The 20,841-nt window shown below is 59.5% G+C and carries 15 protein-coding genes; 7 read left to right on the top strand and 8 right to left on the bottom strand.

The window, feature by feature from the left end; all coding sequences use genetic code 11:
• Positions 1 to 3: 3 nt before the first annotated feature.
• Complete coding sequence (locus AC07N4_RS01925) at positions 4 to 3,183, top strand: efflux RND transporter permease subunit (RefSeq protein WP_102619836.1); 3,180 nt, start codon at positions 4 to 6, stop codon at positions 3,181 to 3,183.
• Positions 3,180 to 4,601 carry an efflux transporter outer membrane subunit gene (locus AC07N4_RS01920; protein ID WP_096820377.1) on the top strand — a complete coding sequence of 474 codons (1,422 nt, stop codon included), beginning with the start codon at positions 3,180 to 3,182 and terminating at the stop codon, positions 4,599 to 4,601. The genes AC07N4_RS01925 and AC07N4_RS01920 overlap by 4 nt, the downstream gene beginning before the upstream one ends.
• 58 nt (positions 4,602 to 4,659) lie before the next feature.
• Here AC07N4_RS01920 and AC07N4_RS01915 read toward each other — a convergent pair whose 3' ends face one another.
• Genes AC07N4_RS01915 through AC07N4_RS01905 form a run of 3 tightly spaced genes read right to left on the bottom strand, consistent with a single transcriptional unit; the run spans position 4,660 to position 7,970 of the window.
• Entirely contained in the window at positions 4,660 to 5,640 is a 981-nt protein-coding gene (locus AC07N4_RS01915) for an HlyD family secretion protein (RefSeq protein ID WP_493064812.1), read from the bottom strand.
• Positions 5,641 to 5,644: 4 nt separating this feature from the next.
• Positions 5,645 to 5,845 carry a DUF1656 domain-containing protein gene (locus AC07N4_RS01910; RefSeq protein WP_096820375.1) on the bottom strand — a complete coding sequence of 67 codons (201 nt, stop codon included), beginning with the start codon at positions 5,843 to 5,845 and terminating at the stop codon, positions 5,645 to 5,647.
• On the bottom strand, positions 5,835 to 7,970 hold the full coding sequence (locus AC07N4_RS01905) for an FUSC family protein (protein ID WP_493064811.1): 2,136 nt from the start codon (positions 7,968 to 7,970) through the stop codon (positions 5,835 to 5,837). Before AC07N4_RS01905 ends, AC07N4_RS01910 begins: the two co-directional genes overlap by 11 nt.
• 192 nt (positions 7,971 to 8,162) lie before the next feature.
• On the opposite strand from AC07N4_RS01905, the gene AC07N4_RS01900 reads away from it, so the two are divergent.
• The 4 genes from AC07N4_RS01900 to AC07N4_RS01885 all read left to right on the top strand — a co-directional run bounded on the left by AC07N4_RS01900 (position 8,163) and on the right by AC07N4_RS01885 (position 13,599).
• The gene (locus AC07N4_RS01900; RefSeq protein ID WP_102619833.1) at positions 8,163 to 9,218 is read left to right on the top strand and encodes a tetratricopeptide repeat protein; all 1,056 of its coding nucleotides are present in this window, start codon (positions 8,163 to 8,165) and stop codon (positions 9,216 to 9,218) included.
• Between the two features lie 139 nt (positions 9,219 to 9,357).
• Positions 9,358 to 10,860 (top strand): ATPase domain-containing protein, encoded by a 1,503-nt coding sequence (locus tag AC07N4_RS01895; RefSeq protein WP_273536772.1) that lies wholly within the window; start codon positions 9,358 to 9,360, stop codon positions 10,858 to 10,860.
• Positions 10,857 to 12,527, top strand: a complete 1,671-nt coding sequence (locus tag AC07N4_RS01890; RefSeq protein ID WP_493064810.1) for an ATP-binding protein — start codon at positions 10,857 to 10,859, stop codon at positions 12,525 to 12,527. The genes AC07N4_RS01895 and AC07N4_RS01890 overlap by 4 nt, the downstream gene beginning before the upstream one ends.
• 184 nt (positions 12,528 to 12,711) lie before the next feature.
• A complete protein-coding gene (locus AC07N4_RS01885) occupies positions 12,712 to 13,599 on the top strand; it encodes a halovibrin HvnA (RefSeq protein ID WP_102619830.1) in 888 nt (295 codons plus the stop codon).
• 39 nt (positions 13,600 to 13,638) lie between these two features.
• Here AC07N4_RS01885 and AC07N4_RS01880 read toward each other — a convergent pair whose 3' ends face one another.
• From AC07N4_RS01880 to AC07N4_RS01860, 5 genes are read right to left on the bottom strand one after another with little or no spacing between them, the layout of a single operon-like run.
• Complete coding sequence (locus AC07N4_RS01880; RefSeq protein WP_007954537.1) at positions 13,639 to 14,016, bottom strand: response regulator; 378 nt, start codon at positions 14,014 to 14,016, stop codon at positions 13,639 to 13,641.
• 44 nt (positions 14,017 to 14,060) lie between these two features.
• Positions 14,061 to 15,275, bottom strand: a complete 1,215-nt coding sequence (locus AC07N4_RS01875) for a hybrid sensor histidine kinase/response regulator (protein ID WP_102619829.1) — start codon at positions 15,273 to 15,275, stop codon at positions 14,061 to 14,063.
• Positions 15,269 to 15,862, bottom strand: a complete 594-nt coding sequence (locus tag AC07N4_RS01870; protein ID WP_102619828.1) for a chemotaxis protein CheB — start codon at positions 15,860 to 15,862, stop codon at positions 15,269 to 15,271. The genes AC07N4_RS01875 and AC07N4_RS01870 overlap by 7 nt, the downstream gene beginning before the upstream one ends.
• The gene (locus AC07N4_RS01865; protein WP_096820368.1) at positions 15,859 to 16,692 is read right to left on the bottom strand and encodes a CheR family methyltransferase; all 834 of its coding nucleotides are present in this window, start codon (positions 16,690 to 16,692) and stop codon (positions 15,859 to 15,861) included. Before AC07N4_RS01865 ends, AC07N4_RS01870 begins: the two co-directional genes overlap by 4 nt.
• Positions 16,692 to 20,183 carry a response regulator gene (locus tag AC07N4_RS01860; protein WP_493064809.1) on the bottom strand — a complete coding sequence of 1,164 codons (3,492 nt, stop codon included), beginning with the start codon at positions 20,181 to 20,183 and terminating at the stop codon, positions 16,692 to 16,694. The genes AC07N4_RS01865 and AC07N4_RS01860 overlap by 1 nt, the downstream gene beginning before the upstream one ends.
• 263 nt (positions 20,184 to 20,446) lie before the next feature.
• Here AC07N4_RS01860 and AC07N4_RS01855 point away from each other — a divergent pair, with 263 nt between their 5' ends.
• Positions 20,447 to 20,812, top strand: a complete 366-nt coding sequence (locus tag AC07N4_RS01855) for a response regulator (RefSeq protein ID WP_493064808.1) — start codon at positions 20,447 to 20,449, stop codon at positions 20,810 to 20,812.
• Positions 20,813 to 20,841: the final 29 nt, after the last annotated feature.

Raw genomic sequence — 20,841 nt, 5'->3', positions numbered from 1 at the left:
CCGATGAATTTTTCCCAATTCTTCATTTCACGGCCGATCTTCGCAGCGGTGCTTTCGCTGTTGATCCTGATCGCCGGTGCGATCTCGCTGTTCCAGTTGCCGATCAGCGAATACCCGGAAGTCGTGCCACCGACCGTGGTGGTGCGTGCCAACTTCCCGGGTGCCAACCCTAAAGTCATCGGTGAAACCGTGGCGGCTCCACTGGAGCAGGCCATCACCGGCGTTGAGAACATGCTGTACATGTCCTCGCAGTCGACCGCTGACGGCAAGATCACCCTGACCATCACCTTCGCCCTGGGCACTGACCTGGACAACGCGCAGGTGCAGGTGCAGAACCGCGTGACCCGGACCGAGCCGAAACTTCCAGAAGAAGTGACGCGCATCGGTATCACCGTCGACAAGGCCTCGCCCGACCTGACCATGGTTGTGCACTTGACCTCGCCGGATAAACGCTACGACATGCTGTACCTGTCCAACTACGCAATCCTCAACATCAAGGATGAGCTCGCTCGCCTTGGTGGTGTCGGTGATGTGCAGCTGTTCGGTATGGGCGATTACTCGCTGCGTGTATGGCTCGATCCGAACAAGACCGCTTCGCGCAATCTGACTGCCACTGATGTCGTGACCGCCATTCGCGAGCAGAACCGTCAGGTCGCCGCCGGCCAACTGGGCGCCCCCCCTGCCCCGAATGCCCAGAGCTTCCAGTTGTCGGTCAACACTCAGGGCCGTCTGGTCTCCGAGGAAGAGTTCGAGAACATCATCATTCGCGCAGGCGACAACGGTGAAATCACGCGTCTGAAAGACATCGCCCGCGTTGAACTGGGTTCGAGCCAATACGCCCTGCGTTCGTTGCTGAACAACCAGCCTGCCGTAGCGATCCCGATCTTCCAGCGCCCGGGCTCCAACGCCATCGAAATCTCGAACGAAGTTCGCGGCAAGATGGAAGAACTGAAGAAAAGCTTCCCGCAAGGCATGGACTACAGCATCGTCTATGACCCGACGATCTTCGTGCGTGGCTCCATCGAGGCGGTGGTTCACACCCTCTTCGAAGCGCTGATCCTCGTGGTTCTGGTGGTGATCCTGTTCCTGCAGACCTGGCGTGCCTCGATCATTCCGTTGGTGGCGGTGCCGGTATCGTTGATCGGTACGTTTGCGGTGATGCACCTGTTCGGCTTCTCGCTCAACGCGCTGTCACTTTTCGGCCTGGTACTGGCGATCGGTATCGTTGTGGACGACGCCATCGTGGTGGTGGAGAACGTCGAGCGGAACATTGAACTGGGACTCAACCCCTTCGATGCGACCAAAAAGGCCATGGGTGAAGTGACCGGTCCGATCATTGCCACGGCGCTGGTGCTGTGTGCGGTGTTCGTACCCGCTGCATTCATCTCGGGCCTCACCGGTCAGTTCTACAAGCAGTTCGCCTTGACCATCGCGATCTCGACAGTGATCTCGGCCTTCAACTCGCTGACCCTGTCGCCAGCGCTGGCCGCTGTGTTGCTCAAAGGTCACGACGCACCGAAAGACCGCTTCTCCAAAGTGCTGGACAAGATCTTCGGTGGCTGGCTGTTCCGTCCGTTCAACCGCTTCTTCGACCGCGCCAGCCATGGCTACGTCGGCACCGTGCGCCGGGTTATCCGTGGCAGCGGCATCGCCCTCTTCCTGTACGCAGGCCTGATGGTGCTGACCTTCTTCGGTTTCTCCAGCACCCCGACCGGTTTCGTGCCCGGCCAGGACAAGCAATACCTGGTGGCCTTCGCGCAACTGCCGGACGCCGCGAGCCTGGACCGCACCGAAGACGTGATCAAGCGCATGTCCGACCTGGCCCTGAAACAGCCGGGCGTGGAAAGCGCCGTAGCGTTCCCGGGTCTGTCGATCAACGGCTTCACCAACAGCCCGAACGCCGGCATCGTGTTCGTGACCCTCAAACCGTTCGACGAGCGTAAAGACCCGAGCATGTCCGCCGGTGCGATTGCCGGTGCCTTGAACGGCCAGTACGCCGGGATCCAGGAAGCCTACATGGCGATCTTCCCGCCGCCGCCGGTACAAGGTCTGGGCACCATCGGTGGTTTCCGCCTGCAAATCGAAGACCGGGGCAACCTTGGCTACGACGAGCTGTACAAGGAAACCATGAACATCATCACCAAGAGCCACAGCGTGCCTGAACTGGCCGGGCTGTTCACCAGCTACACCGTGAACGTGCCACAGGTCGATGCTGCCATCGACCGCGAAAAAGCCAAGACCCACGGCGTGGCCGTCAGCGACATCTTCGACACCCTGCAGATCTACCTGGGTTCGCTGTATGCCAACGACTTCAACCGCTTCGGTCGCACCTATCAGGTCAACGTTCAGGCTGAACAGCAGTTCCGCCTCGAATCCGACCAGATCGGCCAGCTGAAAGTACGCAACAACAAGGGCGAAATGATCCCGTTGGCGACCTTCATCAAGGTCAGCGACACCTCGGGTCCGGATCGCGTGATGCACTACAACGGCTTCATCACCGCTGAAATCAACGGTGCAGCAGCCCCAGGCTACAGCTCCGGCCAGGCCGAAAAAGCCATCGAAAAACTGCTCAAGGATGAACTTCCGAACGGCATGACCTACGAGTGGACCGACCTGACCTACCAGCAGATTCTGTCCGGCAACACCGCGCTGTTCGTGTTCCCGCTCTGCGTACTGCTGGCGTTCCTGGTGCTCGCGGCTCAATACGAAAGCTGGAGCCTGCCACTGGCAGTGATCCTGATCGTACCGATGACCCTGCTGTCGGCCATTACCGGTGTGATCATCTCCGGCGGTGACAACAACATCTTCACCCAAATCGGCCTGATCGTACTGGTGGGCCTGGCGTGCAAGAACGCGATTCTGATCGTCGAGTTCGCCAAGGACAAACAGCAAGAAGGTCTCGACCCGCTGGCCGCTGTACTGGAAGCCTGCCGTCTGCGTCTGCGTCCGATCCTGATGACCTCGTTCGCGTTCATCATGGGTGTGGTGCCACTGGTGTTCTCCAGCGGTGCCGGTGCCGAGATGCGTCATGCCATGGGTGTGGCGGTGTTCTCCGGGATGCTCGGCGTGACCTTTTTCGGTCTGCTGCTGACGCCGGTGTTCTATGTGCTGATCCGCAACTTCGTGGAACGCGGTGAGGCTCGCAAAGCGGCCAAGTCCCTGAAACTGGAGGCGCAACAATGAGTCTGAAAGTCTTCCTGCCGAGCCTGCTGGTACTGGCCTTGAGCGCCTGTGCAGTCGGTCCCGACTACAAGACCCCAGCCACGGAGGCGGCCAACATCACGGCCGCCACCGACGGCGCCGCCGGCCAGAAGAACTTTGACCGTTCGAAGTTCGAAGGCATCTGGTGGCAGCAGTTCGACGATCCGACCCTCAACCAGTTGGTGACTCAATCGCTGCAAGGCAACCGCCAACTGCGCGTGGCGTTCGCCCGCTGGAAAGCTGCACGGGCGATCCGCGACGACGTCAGCAACGACGCCATGCCGACCATCACCAGCCGCGCCAGCAGCGATCTGGCCAAGGGTCAGATTCCCGGCCAGACCACCAAACGGGTCAACAGCGAACGCTATGACCTGGGTCTGGACATGGCCTGGGAAATCGATCTGTTTGGCCGCATCCAGCGCAATCTGGAAGCCAGCGACGCTGACCAGCAGGCTGCCGAAGCCGATCTGTACCAGCTGCAAGTCACCATGATTGCCGAACTGGTGGACGCTTACGGTCAACTGCGCGGTGCACAACTGCGGGAAAAGATCGCCGTGGCCAACCTGGAGAACCAACAGGAGTCGCGCAAGATCACCATCAGCCTGCGTGACGCCGGCGTTGGCGACCAGCTCGATGTCGAACGTGCCGATGCGCGTCTGGCATCGGTCGAAGCCAGCGTGCCGCAATTGCAGGCCGAACAGGTTCGCCAGAAAAACCGCATCGCTACCCTGTTGGGCGAGCGTCCGGACAAGCTGACCGTCGACCTGAGCCCGAAAGACTTGCCAGCCATCGCCAAGGCATTGCCGATCGGCAATCCAGGCGAACTGCTGCAACGTCGTCCGGACATTCTCAGCGCCGAACGCAAACTGGCTTCCGCCACGGCGCGTATCGGTGTGGCCAAGGCCGACCTGTTCCCACGGGTCAGCCTCAGCGGCTTCCTCGGCTGGACGGCCGGGCGTGGTTCGCAGATCGGTTCCTCGGCGGCCAACGCCTGGGCACTGGGCCCGAGCATCACTTGGGCGGCGTTCGACCTTGGCAGCGTGCGGGCCCGTTTGCGCGGTGCCGACGCCGATGCCGAAGGCGCACTGGCGACCTACGAGCAGCAAGTGCTGCTGGCTCTGGAAGAATCGGAGAATGCCTTCAGCGATTACGGCAAACGCCAGCAACGGTTGATCTCGCTGATCCGCCAGAGCGAATCAAGCCGCAAGGCTGCCGATCTGGCTGAAATCCGCTATCGCGAAGGCACCACGGATTTCCTCGTGCTGCTCGACGCCCAGCGTGAGCGTTTGAACGCCGAAGACAGTCAGGCCCAGGCCGAAGTCGATCTGTATCGCGGCATCGTCGCGATCTACAAGGCCCTCGGCGGCGGCTGGCAGCCAGAAACGGTCGCCAGCAAGTAACAGTTTTTAAAGAGCTCCTTTGGTTGGCCGCAACCAACCAAATTCTTTGCCCCGCGTATCATTCGGTCGCGGGGCTTTTTTGTGCCTGTCTTTCATGGTTCTCCAGCACCGTGACGGTGGCGGTGGTGCCTGCCCTCAATCGGTCCTTGCCCGCGTAATCCGGGTCGATGCCGATCCGCACCGGCACCCGCTGTGCAAGCTTCACCCAGGTGTAGCTGGGGTTGATGTTGGCCAGCAATCGACTGCCTGGTGCATTTTCCCGATCGGCAATGGCGAAGGCGATGCTTTGCACAGTGCCGCCAAATTTTTCGCCACTCATCAATTCAATTCGCACGCGGTCGCCCTCCTCGATCCTTGGCAATTTGGTTTCCTCGAAATAGCCACTGACATAGAACGAATCGCTATCGACCAGTGCCAGCAACGCACCGCCAGCCACCGCGTAATCCCCCTGACGGGTCAACAGGTTGGTGACATAGCCGCTGACCGGCGATTCGACACGGGTGCGCTGCAAGTCCAGATCGGCCTGAGTCAGTGCTGCAATCGCCAATTGCACGTTGGCTTGCGCCAGACCCAGATTGGCCTGGTTGCGCAGCAGATCAGCCTGGGCCACGGCCACTTCGGTACTGGACTTTTCCCATTCTTCCCCGGAGATCGCAAAGCCCTGCTTGAGCGTGCGTCTGCGCCGTTCTTCGCTCTCGCGTTGCTTGAGCAACGCCTCGCTGGCAACGATGGCGGCCCGGGATTGGCCGAGCGTGGCCCTGGCCACTTCGACTGAACGCCTGGCATGTTCAACCGCCAGGCTGTAGCGAGCCGGATCGATCTCCAGCAGCAATTGGCCCTTGTCGACATGCTGGTTGTCCTGCACCGCCAGACTGACGATACGCCCCGAGACATCCGCCGACAGGGTCACGACATCCGCCCTCACCCGCGCATCCCGTGTCCATGGGGCTCGGGTGTAATGCTCCCAGGCGAACCAGCCGAGCACGATTGCCAGCAACACCACTGCCAATGTCGTCAATCGAGTGAGCAACGTCTTCAAGGCATCAGGCTCCCATCAACAAAATCAATGTGGCGCAAACACAGGCGTACAACGCCCCTTCGAACAGCGCTTCATGCCAGACCAGACGCAGCACGCCGAGGCGGCGCAATACCCAGTCCAGCAATAGAAAGACCGGGATGGCCAGAATCAGGGCCTGGGCGATTGGCGGCAAATAGACGCCGCCGACCTCGAAATCAATGGGCAAGGGCCGGTTCTCCTTCAGGGGCGTTGTGTTGCAGATACTCACCGTGACGCTCAAGAAACGAGACGACGATCAACAAAGCAACGCGCATACGAAACACGGACCACAGGTGTTCATGCGTCGCGGCATGCAGGTCATCCAACTGATCACCGAGCGCGTGCAGCATAGTCAGCAAGGCTGGCAGGTGCACATCCGGACGGCCAGCGACGAAGCGGCCGGTCTGGCGCAAAGCGGTCATCAGTTGCTGGCCGAAAGCGTCCGTGAGCAAGGCGTTGCCCTGCACCTGTTGCCTGAGCTGGTGGATGGCCACGCCGAGTGCCACACAGGCAAGACTGATTTCATATCGTCGTTGCATGTCCGGATCATTGGCTGCCGGCAACAGCCCCAGCATGGTTGTCAGGCGATCGACCATGCGGCTTTCGAACGTGAATTGCTGTTCGTCTGTAGCGGGCACTTTCGTCAGTTGATACACCTGCTCCCGCGCTTCGTTGTAGAACCGGCGGATTCGCAACACCGGGCGGAACGGAAAAATCCAGGCATAGACGATCAGGGCCAGCATCGCCGCACTGACGTAGGCACCGGCAAACTCGAACCATTGGATAGCGGTGTTCTGCCCGATGCCGACGTTCTGCGGACCGAGCATCAGGAAACTCGACAATCCCAGCCCCATGCCGATGCCCGCCGTGGCCGGACTGGCCAGTCCGACCGCAATCACATAGAGCAGAGGCGCCAGCAACAGCGCCAGCCATTCGAAGTCGTTGACCGCCGGCACCAGCATGAACTGATACAGCGCCGAAACCACCAGTGCCAGGCCCAATCCCCGGGCGTAGCTCTGTGCGGCGATCAAGGGGCGCGGGAACGTTGCCATCAGTGAACACAGAATTCCCACCAGAATCATTCCGCCACGTGCACCGTCCCACGCCGTTTCTATCCAGATCAGCCCGGCCACCAGCAGTGCGCTGAAGGCCCGGATGGCGTTCATGGCTGCCAGGGTGAAATCCAGGTGCAGCGGACTGGACTGGCCGCGAAACATGCAACTGGCCTCCCGTCCTTCCTGTATCGCTTCGCTCAGTTCGAGGATCTGCTCCAGTTGTTGCAACAGCCGCGCCTGCTCCCAACGCAGCGCCCATGCCAGCGAACGCAAGGTGGCGCTCATGTCTTCGGTCAACTGTTCGGCCCTGTAGGCCAGCGCTTCGAATTGTTGCTGAAGGACAACCAGTTGGTGCCGCATGTCTTCCGGCAGTGAACGCCCGTACTGTGCCAATTGATCGAGAAACGCCAGCTCATCGGCACGCAAGCGCTGGACCTCGAGCGGCAGATCGCCGTCCCAGCGCGCGGTCAGCAACTGGCGCTGATGACGCAGGGCTGTCAGGCGCGATGTCAGCAGCATCAGTTGATTGCCCAGCATCAACACCAGGTTGTTGGCACTGCGCAGGCGCGGGGCATCGAAATACAGATGGCGACGCAAGCCTTCCAGGGCGCTGATTTCTCCGAGCAACTGCATTTGCCGGCGCTGGAATTCGGCTTCGCTTTCTTCGGTACGAATCACTGCGGCGGCATGGGTGGCAACCAGTTTGATGACCTGATCGACTTTGGCGAAGTAGTTGCGCGAAACCGCCTCGGGGCGGGCCGTGAGCAGGCTGACAACACAGACGCAGGCCACCGCGAGCAAGGTTTCAGTGACCCGGGTGACCGCCAGCAGAAAGGTGCCGTCCTGATCCGGGATTGCCAGCAGCGCCACCACCACGGCGGTGTAGCCACTGAGCACGAACGCCTGGGAACTGGTGTAGCGCAGCAACGTGCCGCCAGCCGTGCACAGGGCCAGCCACAGCGCCAGGGTTGTGATGAATGGCAAAGGCGCCTGAGGAAAAATCGCCATGATCAGCACCGCCACCGCAGCGCCGAGCGTGGTGCCGATGACCTGGCCGAAACTGCGGGCCAACGCCATCCCGGCCAGTGGCTGACTGATGATGACCACGGCCATGATCGACCACTTGGGTTGATCCAGATCGAACAGGAACGCCAGGTATAACGTCAGCAGTCCGGCCGCAATGGTGCGCAGACCAAACAACAACACTGCCTGACCGGGGTGGATCACGGCCTTGAAATAATTGAACAGGGCTTGCATGAGCGCACTCGCCAAAGGAACTTCACCAAGCGTAGTCACTGCATCGAGAGCTGGCCGGCTTCCGGGGTCGACAGATGTTGTAGGGCTATTCATCAATGGTGGTCGGTCATATCGGGCACAGTGTTTGACTCACGGCTTCAGCTGACCGAAGCTTGCCCCCTCTGCGTCAATATAAAAGCTTCGGATACCTGCATGCCTCAGTCCCGCCGCTACTTGTTCATCAGTCTTGGCCTCGTGCTTGTCCTCCTGGTTGGATGGCTGTCCCTGCGCAGCACCGCGCCCGTGGTGCCGGAGGCCATCAAGCATGGTTTCAGTGAAGCGCTGGCCGCCGCACGAGCCGGTCAACCGGGCGCGGCGCGGGTTTTGTACCAACAGCTGGGGCGTCCGGACCTGTCGGTCAAGCGGCGTGTCTGGCTGCACGCCGAACTGCCGAACTACCCGAGCCCGCAAGCGTTGAAACTGGCCGATGCCGATCTGCAGAACGAATCCCCGGATGTACGAATGGCGGCGATCAGGAGCGTGACCGGCCTGGTGCCGGGCGGCCAGCGCAGTCTGTTGCTCGGCCCGTTGCTCGACGATGAGGATCAGGACGTTCGATTTACCGCGATCAACGCTCTGCTCGGCTTGTCCCCCGATCAGTTGGGCCTGTATTTCGCGCCGTTGCAGCAAGGCATCGACGTGTGGGAGCAGGCACTCAAGAGCCAGCCGGAAAGCGCCGCCAACTACGCGCAACTGGCACGTCTGTATCTGCACAATGCCGAGCTCAAGCAGGCACAGGATGCTCTTGAGCAAACCCTGCGCCTGGATCCCGCCAACCTGCCGGCGCTGGTGATGCAGATCGAAGTGCTTGACCGTCAGGGCCAGAGTGACGCCGCCCGACAACTGCTGGCCCAACAATTGAAGGCTCAGCCGGATTCCGCCTATCTGCAACATGCACTGGGCCTGTGGTTGCTACATCACGATCAACGCGAATTCGCCCTGCTCGGCCTGTCCAAAGCCGTGGAGCTGGAGCCCGACAACAAGGACTATCGCTACGACCTCGCCACCACCCTGCACAGCGCCGAGGAACTGGAAGCGGCGCAGAAACAGTTGCAGGAAATCGTCCAGCGTCATCCGGCCGACCGCAAGGCGCGAGTGCTGCTGATCAATTACTGGAAGGAAAGTGGCCAATTGCAGAACGTGCAGGTTCTGCTGGCCCAACTCGAACAGATGAATCCGGACGATCCGTCTCTGCAGCAAGGTCTCTGAGCGACGTCTGACAGCATCCTCGACACATCTCGCAAGAAATTCGGAACCGCCCTCTCGGCAAAGGGTCAAGTAAACAGGCAGCCCGCAAAGGCGTATCCCGCCCGCTGTCTCGTTTCCCTTAGTCATGAGAGGGCATTTTTTGTCTACATCGAACGAGTTGATCAGCGCAAAAGCCGCCACAGGCATCGAAGGGCTGGACGACATTCTGGCCGGTGGTTTGTCTCGCGGTCATGTGTTCCTGCTGGAGGGCGAGCCCGGTACCGGTAAAACCACGGTGGCGTTGCATTTTCTTCTGGCCGGCGCCCGGGCCGGCGAGCGCTCGCTGTACATCACGCTGTCCGAAACCGAGCGCGAACTGCGCCAGGGTGCGCTCTCCCACGGCTGGGACCTGAACGAAAACATCGAGATTTTCGAGCTGACACCGCCGGAAAGCCTGCTCAACGCCGAGCATCAGCAGAGCCTGCTGTATTCCTCTGATCTTGAGCTGGGCGAAGCCACCAAACAGATTTTCGAAGTGGTCGAGCGCTTCAAACCGACCCGCGTGGTGCTCGACAGCCTGTCGGAGATCCGTCTGCTGGCGCAAAGCTCCCTGCGTTATCGCCGCCAGATCCTGGCGATCAAGCACTACTTCGTGCGGTATGACGCGACGGTATTGTTGCTGGACGACCTGACGACAGAGTCCCTCGATAAAACCGTGCACAGCGTGGCCCACGGTGTCATCCGCCTCGAAGAGTTGACCCCCAATTACGGCGCCGAACGCCGACGTGTGCGGGTGATCAAGTACCGCGGCCAGAAATATCGCGGCGGTTTTCACGACTTCACCATCATGGGCGATGGCGTGCATGTCTTTCCGCGTCTGGTGGCGGCCGAACATCGGGGCGATTACCCGCGTCTGCAATTGACCAGTGGCATCTACGAAATGGACGCGCTGCTGGGCGGCGGGATCGAAACCGGCTCCAGCACGTTGATTCTCGGCCCGGCCGGTACTGGCAAATCGCTGATTTCGATGATCTTCGCTGCCGCTGCGGTCACGCGTGGCGAGAAGGCGGCACTGTTCATTTTCGATGAAGAACTGGGGCTGCTGTTCGAGCGCATGAAGAACATCGGCATCGACCTCAAGGCCCTGCAAGCCACCGGCAATCTGCTGATCGAGCAAGTCGACGCCGCCGAACTGTCCCCCGGCGAGTTCTCTCACCGGGTACGACGCTGCGTTGATGAAGCCGACATCAAGACCGTGGTGATCGACAGCATCAACGGCTATCAGGCCGCGATGCCGGAAGAAAACGCGCTGGTCCTGCACATGCACGAACTGCTGCTGTACCTGAACCGCAAAGGCGCCGCGACCTTCATGACCGTCGCCCAGCACGGTCTGGTCGGCGACATGCAGGCGCCGGTGGACATCACGTATCTGGCCGACACCGTGATCCTGTTGCGCTACTTCGAAGCCCTCGGCAAGGTGCGTCGGGCGATTTCGATCATCAAGAAACGCACCGGCAGCCACGAATCGACCATCCGTGAATACCGTATTTCCGCCCAGGGCATGACCATCGGCGAGCCACTGGAAGCCTTCCAGGGGGTGCTGCGCGGTGTGCCCACGTACCTCGGCGCGAGCAATCCGCTGCTCAAGGAAGACAACTTGTGACCGTCACCGTCCCGCTGTCCGAACGGGCGCTGATCCTCGCGCCCCTGGGTCGCGACAGCCAGATTGCGCTGATGATCCTCAACGAGGCCGGTTACGGCGGTCTCATCACGTCCGGCCTGGGGCATCTGTGCGCCGAACTGGAACCCGGCGCCGGTCTGCTGCTGATCGCCGCCGAGGCCCTGAATGGCCCGGACCTGGAAGGCCTGCTGGCCTACCTGAAGCAACAACCGGCGTGGTCGGATCTGCCGATCGTCCTGCTCACCCATCACGGTGGGTCCGAACAAGGCCCCTCCTCGCGACTCAGTGAATTGCTGGGCAACGTGACATTCCTTGAACGCCCTTTCCATCCGGCGACCTTGATCAGTCTGGTCACGACTGCCCTGCGCGGGCGACGACGACAGTACGAAGCCCGCGACCGTCTGATTGATCTGAGCGAAAGCGAGCGACGCCTGCAATCGACCCTCGAAACCCTTGAGCAACAAGTCGAGGAACGCACGGCGCAACTGCGGCACAACGAAGAAGCCCTGCGCCAGTCGCAGAAGATGGAAGCGGTCGGCCAGCTCACCGGCGGTATCGCTCACGACTTCAACAATATGCTGACCGGGATTATCGGCAGTCTCGAATTGCTGCGCCGGCGACTGGCTCGTGGACGGACTGAAGATCTCGACAGCCTGATCGATCTCGGCGTGACATCAGCCAACCGTGCCGCCGGCCTGACTCACCGTTTGCTGGCGTTTTCCCGGCGACAGTCGCTGGACTCCAAAGCGGTGCAGATGAATGACCTGGTGCAATCGATGGGCGAATTGCTGCAACGCAGCCTCAACGAAAGCATCCAGCTGGATATGCGTCTACATGAACAATTGTGGGTGGCCGAAGCCGACCCCAATCAACTGGAAAGCGCCCTGCTCAACCTGGTGATCAACGCTCGGGATGCGATGCCCGACGGCGGCAATCTGGTAGTCGAAACCGGTAATCAGGTGTTGGATCGCGACTACACCGCGACCTATAGCAATCTTGAGCCCGGTGATTACGTCGTCTTGAGCGTGACCGACAATGGTTGCGGCATGCCGGAAAGTGTCATCAATCGCGCATTCGACCCGTTTTTCACCACCAAGCCGATCGGCCAGGGCACGGGGTTGGGCCTGTCGATGATCTATGGCTTCAGCAAGCAATCCGGTGGACATGTGTCGATCGACAGCAAGATCGATCAAGGCACCACGGTCAAACTTTATCTGCCGCGTTTCCAGGGCGAGTCACTGCCTCACGCGCCAGCAGACACGGAGCAGGCGCCGAACGCCGTGGAAGGCGAAACCGTCTTGATCGTCGAAGACGACCCGGCCGTGCGCGTGCTGGTCAGCGCGGTGTTGAGTGAATTGGGTTACGGGTTTGTCGAAGCCGGCGATGCTGACGGCGCCATGCCGATTCTGGATTCGGAGCAACGTATCGATCTGCTGATCAGCGACGTCGGCCTGCCGGGCATGAACGGACGGCAACTGGCGGAAATCGGCCGGCAATACCGGCCAGAGCTGAAAGTCCTGTTCATCACCGGTTACGCCGAGCACGCTGCAGTACGCGGCGGGTTTCTCGACCCGGGCATGCAGATGATCACCAAGCCGTTCACCTTCGATCTGTTGACGGCGAAGGTGCGGGAGATGATTCGCGGGTAGCGCTTTGCTCCTTGTCCATCCTGACAGACGGTAACTTTCCATAAGCGGCCAACTGTGCAGCATAGGCCGCTTTTTCATGCTTGAAACCTGTCAACTCTGACAGCTATTCATCAAGATTTTTTTGTTGCTTCATACCCGCCGGAGCGCAAGGTTTTTGAGCCATACATCAATCGGGTAAAGAACAATGAAAAGAATCTTCTCGCTGCTATTGATGCTGGTGATGACCGGGTGTCAATTCAACGATCAATCCTCGACGCAATCAATCAGTGTCGCCCAGAGCGTTCAGCAGACGGGCCCACAAGTAGTTGCAGATTTGATCGCCCGGTACAACGACCTCCGTCAGAACTGCGGAAAACCTTCAATGCCAGCGTTTTTGTGCCGGGGGATTATCCTTCGCGCAACGACTCCCTCAACCAATTACAAATCGTGGAATCCAAGCCCGCATTCGCAATCGAGTGGTGGCGTTTCATTTTCGTTTCTGAGCCAGGATTCGAAATTCACCACGCTTGTATACCGGAAGACAAACGGGTTTATTTTCTATCCGATTTTCAACTCCCCTCCGGACAAGCGAGACATCGATATCCTCTGCTCCTTTCCCAAGGATGGAGCTACAACACTAAGAGAAAAGCCCGGTTGCGGGGCTCATCCTTATGCACCGGATCGCAGCCGGCTCTGCAAGGTCCTCGGAATAACCACCGCAGAGCAATGGATCGCCAACTACAACAGCTACACGTGGAATCAATGTGCCTTTGACGTCAGCGACTCGATGAATCACCTAGCCGCGGATGCCTTTTACCAAACGATAAGGGCTCATCAACTGGCGAACTTCTTTGCAGGTGTCCATGACTATATCGAACTTATTCTCGCGACCTGGCCACAGGACATTCCGAAAGAACTGCCCTTGCAGGCTTTTTTCTATATGGAAGGTGGGCTGGCAGGTGCGCAATTCGATCAAGTCGACTTTTTCAATTCGACTGGCGGACTAGTCCTTCCCATCATAAAAATCATATTGCCGACTACACCTACGGCGAATGCTCAGTTCATATTCAATCAAGCTGATCAGGTGAAGTAGTGCTCAGTGCGCTGCGTCGATATTCAACCGACGCATGCGTCAGGCCAGCAATTCCTGAATCTTCTCCTGCAACACATCCAGATCGAACGGTTTTTCCAGGATCGGCGCCCGGCGGGTAATAGGGCTGCCGGTCTCGCGGATTTCCTGGGGATAGCCGCTGATAAAGATCACCTTCAGATCCGGGCGCAATTTGACGGCGGGTTCGGCGATCTGCACGCCGGAGATCCCGCCTGGTAAGCGGAAATCGGTAATCAACATGTCGAGATGCGGCTTGCTCGCCAGAATCTCGAACGCCTGCTCGCCGTTTTCGGCCTGCAATACGCGATATCCCTGCCCTGACAGATAGTCTGTCAGCACCATCAGGATCACCGGTTCGTCCTCGACGACGAGTACAACATCTTGTGCATCTACGCTCATGGGAAGCCTTTGTTCGGTCAATAGCTGCTGATACGACCGTGTGGTCACTCAGAGGTTGCGTTTGTTTCGCCGTTTTCCTGGAGCGGCAGACAAACGCGAAACAGGGCGCCTTCGTTGATCTTGCTCTCGACGACGATGGAACCGCCATGGGCGGCGACGATCTGCTCGGAAATGAACAGACCCAGCCCGAGGCCGGCCACCACCGTCTTGGCGGAAACCCGTTCGAACTGTTGAAAAATGCGTTTCTGATTCTCCTCGCTGATACCGATGCCCTGATCCGCGACTTCGACCCGAGCCTCATTGCCTTCGCGATAAACCCGCACCTGCACCGGGCTCTTGCCGCCATAACGCAAGGCGTTGGTCAGCAGGTTCGACACCACTTGCTCGATGCGGAACTCGTCCCACTGCCCTTGCACCGGTTCGGCGGCGGTGAAGCTGACTTCGGTCTCGGCCGCTTCGATCTGCTGGGCGAAATTTTGCAGCAGGTTGCCGACCAGTTGCGCCAGATCGAAACGGCTCGGTCGGATCGACAGCTTGCCGGTGCGGATCCGCGACACGTCGAGCATGTCTTCGATCAGGCGGATCAGGCTTTTGATCTGGCGCTCGTCGCGGTCGACCATCGCGTGCATCTTGTCGAGGGTGAACGCGGCGGCGTTGTCCCGGGCCAGGTGCATCTTGCGCAGCTGGGTTTCGAGGATAAGGCCGTTGAGCGGCGTGCGCACTTCGTGGGCGACGATCGACATGAAATCGTCACGCATGCGCACCGCCTGCTCCAGTTCGCCTTGGGTGCTCTGCAACTGTTGAAGCAGCGCTTCCTGTTCGCGGCGGCTCTGTTCGAGGGCTTCGACCTGTTGCTTCATCGCCTTGCTCTGGCGGTACAGGTCGACAAATACATTGACCTTGCTCTTCACCGCGTGGATATCCAGCGGCTTGTGCAGGAAGTCCACCGCCCCGCTTTCATAACCCTTGAACGCGTAATTCAGTTCACGGCCGGCAGCGCTGACGAAGATGATCGGGATGTTCTTGGTTTTCTCGGTGCCGCGCATCAGCTCGGCCAGTTCAAAGCCATTCATGCCGGGCATCTGCACGTCGAGGATGGCCATGGCGAATTCGTGTTGCAGCAGCAGCGACAGCGCTTCGTCCGCCGACAGCGCTTTGTAGACGGTGCGGTCTTCGCGTTTGATCAGCGCTTCGAGAGCCAGCAGGTTCTCGGGCAGATCGTCGACGATCAGCAGTTTTGCCTGGATATTACTCAGCATGCGATTCGTTCCAGCTCGACAAGCAGACGGCCGATGCCGCGTATGGGAAGTATGTGATCCGGTTGATGGAGCTTCAGTGCCGCCTGGGGCATGGTCGCGATCTGCGCATCGTCCGGATCCTGAACGATGGTCAGCCCGCCATGGCGTTTGACCTGCGCCAGGCCCCGCGCGCCATCGTGGTTGGCCCCGGTCAACAGCACCGCGGCCAGCGCCGGGCCGTAGACATCGGCGGCGGACTCGAACAGGAAATCGATCGAAGGCCGCGAATGATGCAAGCGGTCTTCCAGGCTCAACGACAGGCTGCGGTCCTGCTCCACCGACAGGTGATAGCCCGGTGTGGCGAAATACACGGTGCCGGGCTGAATGTCCTGTTTATCGATGGCTTCGGCGACCGGTAACGCCACTCGCCGGGCAAACACGTCGGCGAGCTGGCTGCGCCGCTCTTCCGGCAGGTGCAGGACGATGATGATCGGCAGCCCGAACCCTGACCGCAGCGAACCGAGCATCGTCAGCAAGGCCTCGACGCCACCGGCGGAAGCCCCGACCACAATCGCCTCGACCCGAGGCAAATCCGCTGCACTGTTCATGATTTGCGGTAGATCCGTTCTTGTTTCACCAAGGGCTCGAACTGGTTGGAATAGCCGGAAAAATCCAGCGTTTCCTTGCTGCCCAACACCAGGAAGCCTCGGTGGCACAACGACTCATGGAACAATCCGAATGCTCGATCCTGAAGTTTTTTATTGAAATAAATCAACACGTTACGACATGAAATTAATTGAGTTTCAGAGAATACGCTGTCCGTCGCCAGGCTGTGATCGGCGAAGGTTACGTTCTCGCACAGGCTCTTGTCGAAAATCGCGTAGCCATACGCAGCAGTGTAGTAGTCGGCGAACGAGCGCTGACCGCCGGCCTGCTGATAGTTGGCGGTGTAGGCGCGCACGTTTTCCATCGAAAAGATCCCCTGCTTGGCCTTGTCCAGCGAGCGCGGGTTGATGTCGGTGGCGTAGATGATCGTGCGGTCGAGCAGACCTTCTTCGCGCAACAGAATCGCCATCGAATAGACCTCCTCACCGGTGCTGCACCCGGCGATCCAGATCTTGATCGACGGATAGGTCTTGAGCAGCGGCACCACCTCCTGACGGATCGCCAGGAAGTGCGACGGATCGCGGAACATCTCGCTGACCGGAATCGTCAGCAATTGCAGCAATTGCATGAACGCCGTCGGGTCGTGCAGGACCTTCTCCTGCAACGCCGAAATCGTCGCGCATTCGAACTGGCTCAACGCATGTTGCACCCGGCGCTTGATCGACGCGCCGGAGTAGTCACGAAAGTCATAGCTGTACTTGAGGTAGATCGCCTCGATCAGCAAGCGTAATTCGATTTCGCTGTTTCGTTCTGCTGAGTAACTACGTTCCACTAAATGCGTTCCATCTTCGGCAACCACACGCGAATCAGCGAGAACAGGCGATCCAGGTCGATGGGCTTGGCCAGGTAATCATTGGCGCCCGCCTGCAGGCAGCGCTCCTGATCATCCTTCATGGCCTTGGCCGTTACCGCAATGATCGGCAGCTTGCGCCAGCGCGGATCCTTGCGGATTTCCATGGTGGCTTCAAAACCATCCATTTCCGGCATCATCACGTCCATCAGCACCAGGTCGATGTCCTCGACTTCATTCAGTTTTTCAATCGCTTCGCGACCGTTACGGCCGATCACCACGACTGCACCCTTGGTTTCCAGCGCGCTGGTCAGGGCGAAGATGTTGCGTACATCGTCGTCCACCAGCAGCACTTTGCGACCCTCGAAGACCTTGTCGCGGCTGCGCGCGGTCTTGAGCATCTTCTGCCGTTCATGGGACAACTGCGATTCGACTTTGTGCAGAAAGAGTGTGACCTCATCCAGCAGACGCTCCGGCGAGCGCGCGCCCTTGATGATGATCGAACGCGAATACTTGCGCAGATCGGCCTCTTCATCGCGGGTCAGGTTGCGTCCGGTGTAGACGATGACCGGCGGGAACGAGCAGATGTCTTCGGTGGACATGCGCTTGAGCAGATCGTTGCCAAGCATGTCCGGCAGCTTCAGGTCGATGACCATGCAATCGAAGATCGTCGTGCGCAGCAGCTCCAGCGCGTCCTGTGCTAGGCCGACGGCGGTGATTTCAATGTCGTCATCACCGATCAGGCGGGCGATGCTTTCCCGTTGCAAATCATCGTCCTCGACCAGCAGCACGCGTTTGACCTTCTGGGTCAGCTTGGCTTCAAGGCGCGCGAACACGTCCTTGAGTTCTTCGCGGGTGGTCGGTTTGACGGCGTAACCGATAGCGCCCATGTGCATGGCCGCTTCGGCGCGGTCTTCCACGGAAATCACGTGCACCGGGATGTGCCGGGTTTCGGCGTGTTCTTTCAGGCGTTGCAGAACGGTCAGGCCCGAGTGATCCGGCAGGCGCATGTCCAGCAGGATTGCGTCTGGCACGAACTCTTTCGCCAGGTCATAACCTTCATCCGCGCCGTGAGCAACCAGGCACTGATAGCCCAGTTCGTGGGCCAGGTCGTAGAGGATGTGGGCAAAATTCGGCTCGTCTTCCACCACCAGAATGCAGCGGGTATCGAACGGTGCCTTGTTGCGGTCGTCGTTGAAACGCGGGATGTCGACGGACGCCAGCGGCGACACCGCGACGGCAGGTGTAATGACCGGTGCGGACGCCGGCGGACTGAAGGTCAGCGGTGCAACCGGCGTATCACCCGGTTCGCTGTATTGCTGCGGTAACACCAGCGTAAAGGCACTGCCCTGCCCCGGCGCGCTGCTGACGCTGATCGAGCCGCCCAGCAAGGTCGCCAGATCCCGGGAGATCGACAGGCCCAACCCGGTGCCGCCGTATTTGCGGTTGGTGGTGCCGTCGGCCTGGCGGAAGGCTTCGAAAATGCTTTCCTGCTGGTCCTGGGCAATCCCGATCCCTGAGTCGCGCACGATAAAGGCAATGCGATCGTCCGGTTGTCCGGCGATGGTCAGGCTGACTGTGCCGTGTTCGGTGAATTTCACGGCGTTGGACAGCAGGTTCTTGATGACCTGCTCCAGACGCTGGCGATCGGTGAACAGCGTAATCGGTGCGTCCGGCTGCAACTCGACGCTGAACGCCAGTTTCTTGTCTGCCGCCAGTGGTTCGAATACACCACGCAGGCCTTCGGCCAGACGCGCCACGCTGGTGTTTTCCGGGACCACTTCGAGTTTGCCGGCTTCAACCTTGGAAATGTCGAGAATGTCGTTGATCAGGTTGAGCAGATCGTTGCCGGCGGAATAGATCGACTCGGCAAACTTCACCTGCTCTGCACTGAGGTTGTCCTGCGGGTTTTCCGCCAGCAGCTTGGCCAGGATCAGCGAACTGTTCAGCGGCGTGCGCAGTTCGTGGGACATGTTGGCGAGGAATTCGGATTTGTATTTGCTCGAACGCTGCAACTCTTCGGCGCGCTCTTCCAGTTGCACCTGAGCCTGATTGAGCTCGGTGTTCTTCTGGTCCATGGCATCGCGTTGCTCGGCCAGGGTCTGGGCCTGTTCGGCCAGTTGCTCGTTGGTCTGCTCCAGCTCGACTTGCTGGGTTTCCAGATGCGCCTGGGACTCCTTGAGAATCCGCGACTGTTCTTCCAGTTCTTCGTTGGCGGTTTTCAGTTCTTCCTGCTGCACCTGCAACTCTTCGTTGAGCTGCTGGGTTTCGGCCAGCACTTCCTGTAGACGCTGGCGGTAACGCGCCGCTTCAATGGATGTGCCGATGTTGCCGGCAATCCGTTCCAGAAGCGCCACATCACGCTCGGTGAGCGGACGCAGGAAGCCGAGCTCGATCACGCCGTTGACCCGGTCGTCATCGCTGGTCGGTACCACCAGCACGCTGTGTGGCAGGCCTTCGCCCAATCCGGAGCTGACCTTGAAGTAGTCGGCCGGCACCGAATCAAGACGAATCAGCCGCGCCTGCTGCGCGACCTGGCCGACAATGCCTTCACCGCTGTAGATTGATTGTTCCTGCTCTTCCTGCTCGCGGGAGAAACCATAACTAGCCACGCGTTTCAGCCCGCCATGCTCTTCGCGTACATACAACGCAGCCACGGCAGTGCCAAGGTACTGGGCACAGAATTGCAGAATGTTGCGGCCCAGCAGATTGAGCGTCAGTTGCCCCAGGACTTGTTCGGCCAGCTCGGTCTGGCCCGTGCGCAGCCAGGCCTGCTGCTCCAGGCGTTCTGCGCTGGCCCTTTGCGCAGCGAGGTTGGCGCCATAACTACTGGAAAGGCTGAGCAGATCGCGACGACCAATATAAGCCAGCAAACCGCTGATACCGGCGATGAACAGCAGGTACAGGCTGATGCTCCAGATGGTGGTGCGGCGCACGTCTTCGTTGCGCGTGGTGCGCAGCGTCTGCTCGGTATCGATTACGTCCTCGAATTGCTTGCGGATCTCGTCAGTGAGGCGTTTGCCGCGCCCGGCCTTGACCGCGGCCTTGTAGTCGCCGCTGGCGCGCTGCAGGTCGATCATCGATTGCGCGTAGGTCGCCCACTCGGTTTGCAAGGCTTGCAGGCGACGCAGGCGGTCGGTCTGCACCGGGTTGTCGGCGGTCAGTTCAAGCAAGGTATTGAGCGCCACGGAGATACGCGGCTTCGCCGTTTCATACGGGTCGAGGAAGTGTTCATCGCCACTGAGCAGGAAACCGCGCATGCCGGTTTCCAGGTCGACGGTGAGTTTCACCGCTTCATTGGCGTTATTGATCACCCGGTCGGTGTGTTCCACCCACTGGATCACCGACAACAGATAGGTGATCAGGGAAACGAAGAACACCGCGCTGATTGCGCCCACACCCAAAGGCAGGCTGACGTTGCGACTCAGTAGTTTGCGAAACCGTTGCTCATCAACCGAAGACGGAGAGGACATGTGGCAGCCTTGTCGAACTGTTGAAAACCAAGGAGTTTGCCCCAAAACGGCGGCATGGATCCATTTTTCTCACAGTGTTAGCACTGTTTTCCCACATTTGCCTGCGCCGATTCACAGGCCAACGGTTATCCTTGCCCGCCCGTTTGCGCCTATTCTTTTTTGTATCCATTCGGGAACTTGTGGCTATGCGCCACTTACTCATGCAAGAGCCCGGCAATTTTGATCGACCGGCGCCACCCTCCCCATTCTTGAGAGCCGCCACTATGTCCAGCACTGCGTCCACCATCCTTGTAGTAGAAGACGATGCCATCGTGCGCATGCTGATCGTCGACGTACTGGAGGAATTGGAGTTCAAGGTTCTGGAAGCGGACGGCAGCGAGCAGGCGCTGGAGATTATCAAGGATGTGAATCAACACATCGACCTGATGATGACCGACGTCGGCTTGCCGATCATGGATGGCCGTCAATTGGCTACTGAAGCGCGCAACTTGCGCCCTGCTCTACCCATTCTGTTTGCCAGCGGTTATGCCGAGACCATTGAAGTGCCGGCGGACATGCATGTGATCGGCAAACCGTTTTCCATTGATCAATTGCGCGACAAGGTCAAAGGGGTTCTCGGTCAGTCCTGAGCCACCCGACTTCAATTCCTGGATAAAAC

The organism is Pseudomonas sp. GW821-FHT09E04 (assembly GCF_059416185.1).
Note: the sequence above shows the minus strand (reverse complement) of the source record. Positions and strands in the feature narration are given on the sequence as shown.